General features: G+C 71.6%; 13 protein-coding genes. 11 read left to right on the forward strand and 2 right to left on the reverse strand.

The genetic code is table 11. From position 1 onward, the window contains the following. Positions 1-17 precede the first annotated feature (17 nt). The 4 genes from ABD793_RS05590 to ABD793_RS05605 all read left to right on the forward strand — a co-directional run bounded on the left by ABD793_RS05590 (position 18) and on the right by ABD793_RS05605 (position 3,775). Complete coding sequence (locus ABD793_RS05590; RefSeq protein WP_344856043.1) at positions 18-1,262, forward strand: aspartate aminotransferase type Ic; 1,245 nt, start codon at positions 18-20, stop codon at positions 1,260-1,262. A gap of 64 nt (positions 1,263-1,326) precedes the next feature. Next, complete coding sequence (locus ABD793_RS05595) at positions 1,327-2,433, forward strand: FAD-dependent oxidoreductase (protein ID WP_344856045.1); 1,107 nt, start codon at positions 1,327-1,329, stop codon at positions 2,431-2,433. A gap of 27 nt (positions 2,434-2,460) precedes the next feature. Then, entirely contained in the window at positions 2,461-2,907 is a 447-nt protein-coding gene (locus ABD793_RS05600; protein ID WP_344856047.1) for a YbjQ family protein, read from the forward strand. 13 nt (positions 2,908-2,920) lie between these two features. Then, positions 2,921-3,775 (forward strand): RHS repeat domain-containing protein, encoded by an 855-nt coding sequence (locus ABD793_RS05605; protein ID WP_344856049.1) that lies wholly within the window; start codon positions 2,921-2,923, stop codon positions 3,773-3,775. Between the two features lie 440 nt (positions 3,776-4,215). On the opposite strand, the gene ABD793_RS05610 is transcribed toward ABD793_RS05605, so the two are convergent. Beyond that, entirely contained in the window at positions 4,216-6,012 is a 1,797-nt protein-coding gene (locus ABD793_RS05610) for an AMP-dependent synthetase/ligase (protein WP_344856051.1), read from the reverse strand. Between the two features lie 112 nt (positions 6,013-6,124). On the opposite strand from ABD793_RS05610, the gene ABD793_RS05615 reads away from it, so the two are divergent. The 6 genes from ABD793_RS05615 (at position 6,125) to ABD793_RS05640 (ending at position 10,420) form a co-directional block, all read left to right on the forward strand. Next, positions 6,125-6,550, forward strand: coding sequence for a polyketide cyclase / dehydrase and lipid transport (locus ABD793_RS05615; protein WP_344856053.1), 426 nt, complete (start codon positions 6,125-6,127; stop codon positions 6,548-6,550). Positions 6,551-6,560: 10 nt separating this feature from the next. Next, a complete protein-coding gene (locus tag ABD793_RS05620; RefSeq protein ID WP_344856055.1) occupies positions 6,561-7,355 on the forward strand; it encodes a metallophosphoesterase family protein in 795 nt (264 codons plus the stop codon). Positions 7,356-7,382: 27 nt separating this feature from the next. After that, positions 7,383-7,820 carry an SRPBCC family protein gene (locus tag ABD793_RS05625; protein WP_344856057.1) on the forward strand — a complete coding sequence of 146 codons (438 nt, stop codon included), beginning with the start codon at positions 7,383-7,385 and terminating at the stop codon, positions 7,818-7,820. Next, the gene (locus tag ABD793_RS05630) at positions 7,821-8,984 is read left to right on the forward strand and encodes an ArsA family ATPase (protein WP_344856059.1); all 1,164 of its coding nucleotides are present in this window, start codon (positions 7,821-7,823) and stop codon (positions 8,982-8,984) included. An 89-nt stretch (positions 8,985-9,073) separates the two neighbouring features. Next, positions 9,074-9,451: a hypothetical protein gene (locus ABD793_RS05635; RefSeq protein ID WP_344856847.1), complete on the forward strand. Its 378-nt coding sequence runs from the start codon at positions 9,074-9,076 to the stop codon at positions 9,449-9,451. A 15-nt stretch (positions 9,452-9,466) separates the two neighbouring features. Next, positions 9,467-10,420, forward strand: coding sequence for an ROK family protein (locus ABD793_RS05640; RefSeq protein WP_344856849.1), 954 nt, complete (start codon positions 9,467-9,469; stop codon positions 10,418-10,420). A gap of 113 nt (positions 10,421-10,533) precedes the next feature. Here ABD793_RS05640 and ABD793_RS05645 read toward each other — a convergent pair whose 3' ends face one another. Continuing rightward, entirely contained in the window at positions 10,534-12,051 is a 1,518-nt protein-coding gene (locus tag ABD793_RS05645) for an FAD-dependent oxidoreductase (protein ID WP_344856062.1), read from the reverse strand. Positions 12,052-12,135: 84 nt separating this feature from the next. Between ABD793_RS05645 and ABD793_RS05650 the strand changes: the two genes are divergently transcribed. Further along, positions 12,136-12,738 (forward strand): TetR/AcrR family transcriptional regulator, encoded by a 603-nt coding sequence (locus ABD793_RS05650; protein WP_344856064.1) that lies wholly within the window; start codon positions 12,136-12,138, stop codon positions 12,736-12,738. Positions 12,739-12,813: the final 75 nt, after the last annotated feature.

Below are 12,813 nucleotides of genomic sequence, written 5' to 3' on the forward strand. Positions count from 1 at the left end.
CGGTTTAGCGTGGAGCCATGACCACAGCTTCCGTCGACGTCGATTCCGCCCGCCGTGCCTACGAGGAGCTCGTCGGCCGCGGCCTCTCCCTGGACATCACCCGCGGCAAGCCCTCGCCGCGCCAGCTCGACCTCTCCGCGGACCTGCTCACGCTGCCGAACGGCGAGTACCGGGCAGCGGACGGCACCGACACCCGCAACTACGGCGGCCTCAAGGGCCTGCCGGAGCTGCGCCGGATCTTCGCCGGCCCGCTGCAGGTGCCCGCGGAGCAGCTTCTCGCGGCGGGGAACTCGAGCCTGGAGCTGATGCACGACACGGTCGCGCAGGCCCTGCTGTCCACACTGCCCGGCGGGCAGCGCCGGTGGGCGGACGAGCCGCGGGTGGCGATGCTGGCCCCGGTGCCCGGCTACGACCGGCACTTCAACCTCGCCGAGCGGTTCGGCATCGAGCTGATCCCGGTGCCGATGACCGAGACCGGCCCGGACCTGGACGAGGTCGAGCGGCTCGCGGCAGGCGACGCCGCGGTGAAGGGCATCTGGTGCGTGCCCAAGTACTCGAACCCGACCGGGGTCACCTTCTCCGACGAGACCGCCGCCCGGCTGGCCGCGATGCCGACCGCGGCGCCGGACTTCCGGATCTTCTGGGACAACGCCTACGCCGTGCACCACCTCACCGAGGTCGAGACCGAGGTGGCGGACATCCTCACGCTGTGCGCGCAGGCGGGCAACGCCGACCGTGCGTTCGTGTTCGGGTCCACCTCGAAGATCACCCTCGCCGGTGCCGGGGTCGGCTTCTTCGGCGCCTCCGAGGCGAACATCGCGTGGTGGCTCGGCCTGATCGCGCTGCGCACCATCGGCCCGGACAAGGTCAACCACCTGCGGCACGCGCGGTTCCTCAAGGACACCGACGGCCTTCGCGGGCACATGCGCAAGCACGCGGAGATCATCGCGCCGAAGTTCGACGCGGTGGACCGGATCCTCACCGAGGAGCTGGGCGAGTCCGGCCTGGTGAGCTGGACGAAGCCGGCAGGCGGGTACTTCATCTCGCTGACCGTGCCCGACGGCACCGCGAAGGAGATCGTGCGGCTCGCCAAGGAGGCGGGCATCGCGCTGACCCCGGCCGGTGCGACCCATCCGCACGGCGACGACCCGGCCGACGCGATCATCCGCATCGCACCGACGTTCCCCGAACAGGCCGAGGTGGAGGAGGCCGTGCGCGGGCTCGCCGTCTGCGTCCGGCTCGCCGCCGCCCAGCGCGGCTGAGCTTCCCCCGGTGCCGCCGCCACCGGCTACGGTGGCGGCGGCACGGACGTTTCCAGGGGGTGTGATGCGGGTTCTCGTCGCGGGCGGCGGTATTGCGGGCACGGTCACGGCGATGGCCGTGCAGCGCGCAGGCCACGAACCGGTGGTTTGCGAGGCACATCCCTCCGGCGGGGCCGACGCCGGTGCGTTCCTCACCGTGATGCACAACGGGATGGACGCGTTGCGCGCGATCGACGCCGAGACCCCGGTGGTCGAGGCGTCGTTCGCCGCGTTCGGGGTCGAGCTGGTGAGCCCGGACGGTGCCACGCTGAGCACCCGGCAGTTCGACACCGAAGCACTGGCCGGCCCGCGCACACTCACCCGGGCCGCCTTCTACCGCGTGCTCCAGGACGAAGCGCAACGCCGGGGGATCACCGTGGCACACCGCCGCCGGCTGGTTTCGGCGACCGCGGGTGCACCGGGGGTGACCGCGACGTTCGAGGACGGCAGCACGGTGTCCGGAGACATCCTGGTGGGCGCGGACGGACTGCACTCGGTGGTGCGCAGGCTCATCGATCCGGACTGCGGACCGCCCCGGTTCACCGGGCTGACCGTGGTCTACGGCTACACCCGCGCCGCCGGTTTGCCTGCCGCGCCCGGTGTGTACCGGATGATCCGCGGCAGCCGCGCCGCGTTCGGCTTCACCACCGCGCCCGACGGGGCGACCTTCTGGTTCGCCCGGATCCCGGACACCGAGCGCCCGCGCACGGAACTCGCCGCGGTCACCCCGGCCGGCTGGCGGGAGTTCACCGGCGCCGCGTTCGACGGCGATCCGTTGCCGTGCGCCGAGATCGTGGCCGCGACCGGGGACGAGGTGTACGGCGGGCATTCCTACGACCTGCCCACCACCCGGCGATGGTCCACGCCGGCCATGGTGCTGGCAGGCGATTCCGCGCACGCCGCCTCACCCGCCGCCGGACAGGGCGCGTCGATGGCACTGGAGGACGCCGTGGTGCTCGCCCAGTGCCTGCGGGACCTGCCCGATCCGGCGTCCGCGTTCGCCGCCTACGAGCGGCTGCGCCGAAGCCGCGTGGAGAAGCTGGTCGCGGCGAGTGCCGGACAGGACGTGGGGGAGGACCGTGGCTGGCTGTACCGGCATCACCTGGACTGGGATTCGCGAATCACAGCGTGAGCGCGTCCGCGACGATACGATCCGCGCATGAATCAACCCGCACCACCGGCACCGCAGCAGTACCAGCAGTTTCCGGTCATGCTGTCCACGATGAACGATTTGCCCGGTTATCGCGTGGTTCGCGTGTTCGGCGAGGTTTTCGGCCTCACCGTGCGCAGCCGCAACATGTTCTCCAACATCGGCTCCGGCTTCAAGGCGATGGCAGGCGGTGAGCTCAAGGGGCTGTCGAAGCTGCTTTCGGACTCCCGCAACGAATCGCTGCTGCGGCTGTCCCAGGAAGCCGTGCAGCGCGGCGCCAACGCGGTGCTCGCGTTGCGCTTCGACTGCAACGAAATCGCCCAGACCGCCAGTGAAATCGCCTCGTACGGCACCGCCGTGTACGTGGTTCCGGACAATGGCCCGCAACAGCAGCCGCAGCAGCAGGCTCCGCCGCAGCAGCAGTTCCAGGCCCCGCCGCAGACTCCCCACCAGTGACCCGCAGCCGCGGTTGTGGGGGAGAAGTGTTTCCCTCACAACCGCGGTACCGGCCGCCGGCCGGATTGCCTTCGTCAGCAGCGGCAGCGCTCTGCCCGTCCGCGGCTTCGGCTACGACCGGTACGGTCGGCTCGTCACCCGTCACCAGAACACCCGGGACGGCATTCGCACCCGGACCTACTGCTGGGACGCCGCCGACCGGCTGGTCGCGGTGAATCCGCCCGAAGGCGGCGAGTGGCACTACCGGTACGATCCGCTCGGCCTGGCCCCCACCCCGGACGGTGACGTGCAGGACGCCAGCCCGGCCGTGTCGGAGCACCACGACTATCCGCCCGGCCCGAACAAGCCCACGAGTCCGCCCAGCGAGTGGACACCGACCGAAATATCCGCCGGGACGAAGGTCTACCACTGCACCGCACCCGAAAACGTGGGCAAGATCCTCGGTCCGGGCAGCAGCATCCGCCCCGCGGGCGACCCGGCGGTACGGCCGACCGGAGACGGCGCGAACCGGTGGGGTGGCGGTGAGCTGGGGTTCGGCTTCTACACGCACACCGAACCGGACTCGGCGAGCAGCTACACCGAGAACGGCAATCCGATCATCGAGTTCACCGTGAAGCGGGACCTCCGCGGCGCACTGTCCCCGCATTCCGGATGGATCGGCGACCTGCGCGAGGACTACCGCCAGTGCAACGACTTCATCCGGAAACACGACGACCTCGGCGAGATCAAGTTCCATCACGGCGCCGAGCAGCTCGAGTTCGGCAAGATCATCGCGGAGGACCCGGTCAACCCCGGAGTCCCGAAGGAATTCAGCAGCTACGCCGACTACAAACGCTGGTACGACAACGGCATGGTGGACGAGGACTAGTGCCTGTTGCACTGCGTTGACCGGCGAAGCCGCTCCAGTAGACGAGTATTGGAGCCGTTGCTGCCCGCCGGCGAGAGGGTGGAGCAAACGCCAGCTTCTCAACGGCATCTGCTGGCGAACACGGGCTGGTTCGCTGTGGCGCGACGTCTCGTTGGACTACGGCGGCCGGCAAACCATTCCGGCAGCGCGTGTGGTCCTGGTCGCCGGACAAGGTCAAAGCCGCTGTTGCTGCTGGTGACCGCAGGGCGGCGAGGCGGCTCGCCGCAGGTGGAGATGGTGCCGGCGTGCCGGTCCCACCTCCACCTGCGCCGACCGGGCTGCTCTCCGGCGGCGCGGGATGACGCGCATGATTTCCCAGCTGGCCGAGTGGCTCCGGCATCGCGGGCCGCCGGTGTTCGACCCGGCGAGCTACCGGCAGCAGGCGCTACCGCACTGCCGGGCTACTTCCGGTACAGCGCCTCGATGTCGTTCGCGTAGTTCTTGGTCACCACGTTCCGCTTGAGTTTCAGGCTCGGGGTGATCTCGCCGCCTGCCTCGGTGAAGTCGTTGGCCAGCACGGTGAACTTCTTGATCGCCTCGGCGTGGGAGACCTGCTTGTTGGCCTCGTCGACCGCGGCCTGGATCTCCGCCAGCAGCTCCGGGTCCTGCACCAGGTCCGCGACGGTGGCCTGGGCCGGCTTGCCGTGCTGGTTCTTCCACGACGGGAAGTACTCCTCGTCGACGGTCACCAGTGCGGCGATGAACGGGCGCTGGTCGCCCACCACCATCGCCTGGCTGATCAGCGGGGCGGCCTTGATGGTGTCCTCGAGACCGGACGGGGCGACGTTCTTGCCGCCGGCGGTCACGATGATCTCCTTCTTGCGCCCGGTGATCCGCAGGTAACCGTCGTCGTCCAGCCGGCCGAGGTCGCCGGTGTGGAACCAGCCGTCGGTGAGCGATTCCGCGGTCGCCGCCTCGTTGTTGTGGTAGGCGCCGAACACCACGTCGCCCTTGAGCAGGATCTCGCCGTCCTCGGCGATGCGCACCGAGGTGCCCGCGACCGGCCGTCCGACGGTGCCGACCCGGAACGCCGCAGTGGTGTTCACGTTCGCCGCCGCGGAGGTCTCGGTGAGGCCGTAGCCCTCGAACACCGGCACGCCGATACCGCGGAAGAAGTGCGCCAGCCGCGCGCCCAGCGGGGCACCGCCGGACACCGCCGCCACGCAGCGGCCGCCGAGTGCGGCGCGGAGCTTGCCGTACACGAGCTTGTCAAACAGCAGGTGCTTGGCACGCAGGCCGATGCCGGCACCACCGCGGTCCTGCGCCTCGCTGTAGGCGACGGCGGTCGCCTCGGCGGCGTCGAAGATCTTGCCCTTGCCGTCGCCGTGCGCCTTCTGCTTGGCGGTGTTGTAGACCTTCTCGAACACCCGCGGCACCGCGACCACGAACGTCGGGCGGAACGTGCCGAGGTCGGGCACCAGGTTCTTGACGTCCGGGGTGTGCCCGAGGGTCACCCGCGCGGACAGCGCGGTCACCGCGATCGCGCGGGCCAGGATGTGCGCCAGCGGCAGGAAGCACAGCAGTGAGTTGCCCTGCTCCATCAGCTCCGGGAACGCCTCGATGTCCGCGCGGATCTCGGCCAGCAGGTTGCGGTGGGTCAGCACGACGCCCTTGGGCCTGCCGGTGGTGCCCGAGGTGTAGACGATGGTGGCCGGCTCGTCCGCGCGCACGCCGCGGCGGCGGGCGAGCAGGTCCTCGTCGGAGACCTCGGCGCCCAGCGCGGTCAGCTCGTCGACCGCGGGGGAATCGCCCTCGATCCGCCAGACGTGGTCGAGGCCGTCGAGCCTGCCGCGGACCTGATCCACCTCGTCCCGGTGCAGCTCGGTCTCGACGAGCACGGCCTTCGCCGCGGAGTCGGACAGGATCCAGTGCACCTGCTCGGCGGACGAGGTCTCGTAGATCGGCACGGTGACCGCGCCTGCCGCCCAGATGGCGAAGTCGATGAGCGTCCACTCGTACCGGGTCTTGGACATCAGCGCGACCCGGTCGCCGTGCCCGACGCCCGCCGCGATCAGCCCCTTGGCCACGGCGGTGACCTGGTCGGCGAAGTCCTTCGCGGTCACGTCCAGCCAGGTGCCCTCGACCTGCCTGCGGAAGCTCACCACATCGGAGAACCGCTCGGCGTTCGCCCAGACGACGTCGGCAAGGTTCTCGTCGTCGGTCACCGGCTTCCCGGCGGGGGCGCTGTATTCGCGCACGTGGACCTCCGTGTTCGACGCGTGCGGTTACCCGCCGGTCAACTTAGCGTGCCGTAGACCTTAAGACCATGCTGGCACGGGCCGCGCGCCGAGGTCATGGCATCGTGGCGGGGTGCACGCGCCAGCCGCTCTCGACCTCGTGGACGAGACGTTCATCGCCGTTCCCCCCGGCACGCTCGCCGCAGCGTTCGCCGATCCCTCGTCGTGGCGCCGGTACTGGCCGGACCTGGTGCTGGAGGTCTACACCGACCGCGGGGACAAGGGTCTGCGCTGGACCGTCACCGGTGCCTTGATCGGTACCATGGAAGTCTGGCTGGAACCCGTGCTCGACGGCACCGTGCTGCACTACTTCCTGCGCGCGACGCCCGCCGGACCCGGCGGTGCCGCGCGCGAGCTGCGCCCGCGTGAGCTGCGCCGGGAGTTCGACCGGCGGGCCCGTGCGGCGAAGGACGTGGCACTCGGGCTGAAGGAGATCCTCGAGGACGGGCGCGAGCCGGGTGTGCCGCCGCGGACCGCGGAGCAGGGCACCGCGGACTAGGGAGGCTTTTGTGCGGGTTCACGTCGTTTCGGACGTGCACGGCAACGCCGACGCGCTGAAACGGGCGGGAGACGGCGCGGACGCCCTGGTCGTGCTCGGCGACCTGCTCGACTTCGTCGACTACCACGATCACGACAAGGGCATCATGGGCGCGCTGTTCGGCGCGGAGAAGGTGGGCGAGTTCGCCCGGCTGCGCCGCGAGGGCACCCGCGACGACACGGTGGCCTACTCGCGCACACTGTGGGCCACGCTCGAGGATCCGGCCGCGGCGGTGGACGAGGCGATCCGGGAGCAGTACGCCACGCTGTTCGCCGCGATGACCGCGCCCACCTACGCCACGCCCGGCAACGTCGACGCGCCCGCGCTGTGGCCGGAGTTCACCGGTTCCGGGGTGCAGGTGCTCGACGGCGAGACCACCACCATCGGCGGGCTCCGCTTCGGGTTCGCCGGCGGTGCGGTGCTGCCCGACGGGGTGGTCCCGCGTGCCCGCAAGGGCGCGGCATGGCGGCCCTACCTGCGGGCGCGCGAGGAGTTCGACGAGGCGGTGGCCGGGCTGTCCGGGGTCGACGTGCTGTGCACGCACATCCCGCCCGCGGTGCCGGAGCTGACCTACGACGTGGTCGCGCGGCGGGCCGAACTGGGCTCGCGCGCACTGCTCGGACTGATCCGCGAGCAGCGTCCGCGCTGGTCGCTGTTCGGCCACGTGCACCAGCCGCTGGCGCTCCGTCGGCGGCTCGGGCGCACCGAATGCCGCAACGTGGGGCACTTCAAGGAGACCGGGCAGCCCTACGTGCTGCGCTGGTGACGGGGCTGTCCGGCTACCCTTCGTCTCATGGCCGAGCAGTCCACGCAGTCCATCGAGGTCGACGCCGAGCCCGCGCGGGTGCTGGCGGTGATCGCCGACTTCCCCGCGTACCCGGAGTGGGCCAAGGCCGTCCGGGAGACCGAGGTGCTGGCCGCCGGTGACGACGGCAGGGCGAAGCAGGTCAAGCTGACCCTCGACGCCGGTCCGATCAAGGACGTGTACACGCTCGAGTACGACTGGGACGCCTCCGGCCTCGGCGTCAGCTGGCACCTGGTGAAAGGCCAGATGCAGAAGGCGCAGGACGGCCGGTACGCGCTCGAACCGCTCGACGACGGACGCACCCTGGTCACCTACACCCTCTCCGTCGAGCTGGCGCTGCCGATGATCGGCCTGCTGCGGCGCAAGGCGGAGAAGATGGTGATGGACACCGCGCTCAAGGAACTCAAGCGGCGGGCCGAGGGCTAGATGCGGATCCTGCTGTTCACCGGCAAGGGGGGTGTCGGGAAGACCACGCTCGCCGCGGCGACCGCGCTCGCGCTCGCCGGCCGCGGCAGGAAGACGCTGGTCGTCTCGACCGATCCGGCGCATTCGCTCGGCGACGCGTTCGGCTCCCCGCTGGGCACCGAACCCTCCGAAGTGGACGTTCGGGGCGACGGCACCGCCGCCGGGCTGTGGGCCGCGCAGGTGGACTCGCGTTCGCTCGCCGACCGGACCTGGTACGAGCTGCGCGGTGAGCTGCGCGCAGTGCTCTCCGGCGCAGGGCTGGACCTGCTGGACGCCGAGGAACTGACCGTGCTGCCCGGCGTGGACGAACTGCTCGCGCTCGGCGAAGTGCGCCGGCTGGCCACCCAGGGACCGTGGGATACCGTGGTGGTCGACTGCGGCCCGACTGCGGAGACGTTGCGGCTGCTGGCCCTTCCGGAGGCGGTGTCCGGCTACCTCACGCGGGGGTACGGCGGACGGCGCCGCCGGATCGCGGACTCCGTGCGCCGGCTCGGCGCGCACCTGGATGCGCTGCGGGAGCTGCTGACCGATCCGGGCGTGACCACGGTACGGCTGGTGCTCACTCCGGAGCGGGTCGTGGTCGCCGAGGCCCGGCGCACGCTCACGTCGCTGGCGTTGCGCGGCATCGCGGTGGACGGCCTGATCGTGAACCGGCTGATGCCCGCGCCGGGCTTCTGGCGCGGTTCGGCGGCGAACTGGCTGCGCACCCGCCGTGCCCAGCAGGACGCGGTGCTGGGCGAACTGGTGACCGTCGGACTCGGACCGGGCGAGCCGGCCCGCGTCGAGCACCGGGCGAGTGAACCGGTCGGGCCCGCCGCGCTCCGGCAACTGGCCCGCGAGCTGTACGGAAGCCGGGATCCGTTGTCCGGCAACGGGAAACCCGTCACGCCGCTGCTGCGGGTGCAGGCCGTGGACGACGGTTTCCGGCTGCGGGTGGCCATCCCGCTGGAGCACGGTTCCACGGTGGACCTGGCCAGGGTGGACGACGACCTGGCGATCACCGTGGACGGGTTCCGCAGGCTCGTCGCGCTGCCGGAGACGCTGCGCCCGTGCCGGATCACCGGTGCGGAATCCGACGCCGACGGCCTGGTGGTCAGCCTGGCCGGGGACCGGGGACACGGGTGAGCGAAGCGAACGGGGACGGGCGGGTGCCCGGCAGCGGGGACCAGGCGGCCGGCCTGCGGCTGGCCGAGGAGATCCGGCTGCTGGTCGAGATGGTGCTCGACCGGGCCGCGCCGTGGCTGGAGGAGATCGTCGCGGCCGGGCACGGCGAGGACCGTGCGCCAGGCCACGATCAGGATGCCTCGGGGTGCGGCTGGTGCCCGCTGTGTGCGATCGTCGCCGTCGTGCGTGGCGAGCGGCCGGAGTTCGCCGCACGGCTGCTGGAGCAGGCGGCCCAGCTCGTGGCCCTGCTGCGGGCGGTGCTCGCGGACCGCTGGGAACCGGACGAGGGAGTGCACATGCCGGGGTTCCAGCCCGCGCCGCGCCCGCCCGGCCCCGCGGACCCGGAGCCCGCCGCCGCGGAGCCGCCGCGAGTGCAGCGCATCGTCGTCCGCAGGCGGGAAGACTGGCGGCCGGAGCAGGAGAACTGAGTGCTGACCATAGGGGTGGACGTCGGCGGTACGAGCGTGCGCGCCGGAGTGGTGGACGAGCACGGCTCGCTCCTCGACACCGCGCGCGTCGGGACGCCGAGCGAGGAGAACGCGCTCGAGGACGCCATCGCGGGTGTCGTCGAGCAGCTGCGCAACCGGCACGAGGTGGCCGCGGTGGGGCTGGCCGTGGCCGGGTTCGTCGCCCGCGACCGGCGGTCGGTGATGTTCGCGCCGCACCTGGCCTGGCGGGACGCACCGGTGGCGGACCGGATCGCCAAACGGGTGGGCCTGCCGGTGACGCTGGAGCACGACGTCAATTCGGCGGTCGTCGGCGAGCACCGGTTCGGGGCCGCCCGGGGCGCCCGGGTCGCCGCGCTGGTCGCGCTCGGCACCGGGATCGGCGCGGGCCTGCTGCTGGACGGCGAGATCTACCGCGGCGCGCACGGCGTGGCGCCGGAACTGGGCCACCTGACCGTGGTCCCCGGCGGCCGTGCCTGCCCGTGCGGCAAGTACGGCTGCTGGGAGCGGTACTGCAGCGGTACCGCGCTGGCCGCGACCGCGGTCGAGCTGCTGGCCCGCTACCCGGGCCGGTCCACCGTGCTGTCCAGGGAAATCGCCGGTGACCCGGGTTCGGTCACCGGCCGCAGGGTGGCGGGCGCGGCCCGCGACGGCGACCCGATCGCGCTGCGTGCGATGGCCGAGCTGGCGAAATGGCTGGGGGAGGGCCTGGCCCTGGTGGCCGACGTCTTCGACCCGGAGATCATCGTGATCGGCGGCGGCGTCTCGGAATCGGCACCGCTGTTCCTCGACGAGGCCCGCGAACACTACGCCGGCGCGATCACCGGCGCCCGGTTCCGCCCGCTGGCCCGCATCCGCACCGCCCACCTCGGAGACGACACCGCCATCGTCGGCGCCGCGGCACTGGCCATGGACGCAGCCAGGACACCCGCACTGGGCGCCACCGGCTAGGGCGGGGCAGACGCCCCGGCACTGAGCACGCGATCGGCCGTTCCCGCGGGGGTGGGAGCAGCAGAGTTCAGCACATCGTCGCCTAGCTGCTCAGCCCGTGTTCGTTCGTCGGCTCAGCGGATCTCGGCGAAGTAGCGGGACACCGCCGAGACGTCGCCGGCGTCGGAGATCAGCGCTAGGTAGCCGTCAGGACGGATCAGTACGAGGGTGCGGCCGGTCGCACCGTAGGCGCGGGCCAGATGGCCTTCGGTGTCGGCGATGTCGTCGGGGCCTGCCGGTTGCCCGACGACGTGGAGAGTCCGCACATCGGGCGTCGCAGCCTCGGCCATGGCCCCGAAGTCCAGCACCGTGAAGCGTCCGCCGCGGGTCAGGTCGAACAACCGGCGTTCGCCGTGCATCGTCATCAGCTTGGTCGCATCGGGGGCACGGTCGCCGGCGCGGAGCAGGGCGGTCTCGGCACGGTCGTCGCGGGCCAGCACGGAGCCGCGGTAACCCACGGCGAGTTGCGTGATGCGCGCATCGCGGTGGGTGGGGATGCTCTTCTGTTCGATCGCCTGCTCGAGGCGCGCGTTCGAGAGCGCGAGCACGTCGGCGGCGACCGGCCGCCGCTCTGCCTCGTAACTGTCGAGCAGCGCCGGCGAGGCGCCCTTCGTGACCGCTGCGAGCTTCCAGCCGAGGTTGTACGCGTCCTGGATGCCGGTGTTCATCCCCTGGCCGCCGGCGGGCGAGTGGATGTGCGCCGCGTCGCCGGCGAGGAACACGCGACCCTCGCGGTAGCGGTCGGCGAGGCGGATGTTGGCGCGCCACAGCGACGACCACTCCGGCTCGTGGAGGCGGATGCCGGTGCGCCCGCTGCGCCGGTCGAGGATCGCTTGCATGGTGGCGCGGCTGAGGTCGGGGTCCTGTCCCGGCGCGATGGCGGCCTGGTACTGGAAGACGTCGGTCGAGGGCAGCGGGCAGAGGTTGACCGGACCTTCCTCGTGCCGCCACATGTGCCAGGCGTCGCGATCGAGGCCGTCGACCCCGACATCGGCGACGATCATCCGCACCGCCTCGCGGGTCTCGCCCCGGAAAGCGATGCCGGTCTGCTTGCGGACGAGGCTGTGGCCGCCGTCGCAGCCGATCAGCCACTGCGCGGTGACTGTCTCGGCCTCGCTGCCCTGGCCGATCACCGCCGAAACGCCCTCTTCCGACTGCGAGAAGCTCTCGAGGGCAGTGCCGAACTCGACTGCACCGCCGAGCTCCGCCAGCCGCAGCCGCAACGCTTCCTCGACCCGCCATTCGGGCGTGATGAGGCTTGCCGGATAAGGGATGTCGGGGCGATCCGGGACCGTCTCGGCGCCGGCCTGCTGCACCCGGCCGTCGAGGTCGGCCGACCGGATCGGCATCGCGGTCCGGCCGTGGGCGAGCACGCGACCGACGATGCCGAGGTCGTCGAACACCTCGAGGGTGCGGGGCTGGACGCCCTTGCCACGCGAACCGGGCTGCGGGCCGGGCGCGGCCTCGACCAGGCGGAAGGAGACGCCGCTACGGGCGAGTTCGCAGGCCAGCGTCAGACCGGTCGGGCCGGCGCCGACGATCAGCGCCGTCAGCGCGGTCCGCGCCTGCGGGGACTGCTTCGGTTTCGTCATCTCGTCCTCAGTCAAGAAAGGAATCACTTTCTCGCCAGCATAGGGACGGTTGCCGAGAAAGGAAAGACTTTCTATTCTGAGGCGGTGGTCACCGAGGCATCCGGACCCGTCCGCCGCCGGTACGGCAAGCAGCTCGAGTCCGCGCTGCTCGCTGCCGGATGGGACGAGCTGGTCGAGGTCGGCTACGCCCACCTGACCATGGAATCGATCGCGAAACGCGCGCGCACCAGCGAACCCGTGCTCTACCGCCGCTGGGCCAACAAGGACCGGCTCGTGCTCGCCGCGATCGAGCACCACCGGCGCGCCAACCCGGTCGCCGTCCCCGACACCGGTGCGCTGCGCAGCGACCTGCTCGCCTACCTGAGCGCCGTGAGCGAAGCACTCGCCGGCTTCTTCGCCATCGCCGCGGCAGCCGCCTTTTCGGGGCTGCTGGCCGAGACCGGCCTGAGCCCCGCCCAGGCCCGCGACCAGGTCCTGGACGCCCAGCAGCGCCCGGCGGTCCGGACCGTCTACCAACGCGCCCACGACCGCGGCGAAATCGACCTCGAACGCATTCCTCCGGCGGTGCTCGACCTGCCGTTCGACCTGGTGCGCCACGATCTGCTGATGGACCTCGAACCACTGCGGCCGGCACGCATCCGGTCGATCGTCGACGAGCTCGTCCTGCCGCTGCTGGCACAACGGTGACGCCGGCCGGGTACGGCCCCGGCCGTTTCCGTGCTGTGGACTTCACTGCCGTCGGCCGGGTTGGTGTGGAAGGCT

The organism is Amycolatopsis ultiminotia (genome assembly GCF_039536925.1).
Taxonomy (GTDB): Bacteria; Actinomycetota; Actinomycetes; order Mycobacteriales; family Pseudonocardiaceae; genus Amycolatopsis; species Amycolatopsis ultiminotia.

What these genes read in the sequence shown, in the direction of transcription:
- ABD793_RS05635 (WP_344856847.1), top strand. Translation starts at nt 9,074, where the DNA reads ATGGTGCTCGACCGGGCCGCGCCGTGGCTGGAGGAGATCGTCGCGGCC.
- ABD793_RS05590 (WP_344856043.1), top strand. Translation starts at nt 18, where the DNA reads ATGACCACAGCTTCCGTCGACGTCGATTCCGCCCGCCGTGCCTACGAG.
- ABD793_RS05600 (WP_344856047.1), top strand. Translation starts at nt 2,461, where the DNA reads ATGAATCAACCCGCACCACCGGCACCGCAGCAGTACCAGCAGTTTCCG.
- ABD793_RS05595 (WP_344856045.1), top strand. Translation starts at nt 1,327, where the DNA reads ATGCGGGTTCTCGTCGCGGGCGGCGGTATTGCGGGCACGGTCACGGCG.
- ABD793_RS05630 (WP_344856059.1), top strand. Translation starts at nt 7,821, where the DNA reads ATGCGGATCCTGCTGTTCACCGGCAAGGGGGGTGTCGGGAAGACCACG.
- ABD793_RS05625 (WP_344856057.1), top strand. Translation starts at nt 7,383, where the DNA reads ATGGCCGAGCAGTCCACGCAGTCCATCGAGGTCGACGCCGAGCCCGCG.
- ABD793_RS05645 (WP_344856062.1), bottom strand. Translation starts at nt 12,051, where the DNA reads ATGACGAAACCGAAGCAGTCCCCGCAGGCGCGGACCGCGCTGACGGCG.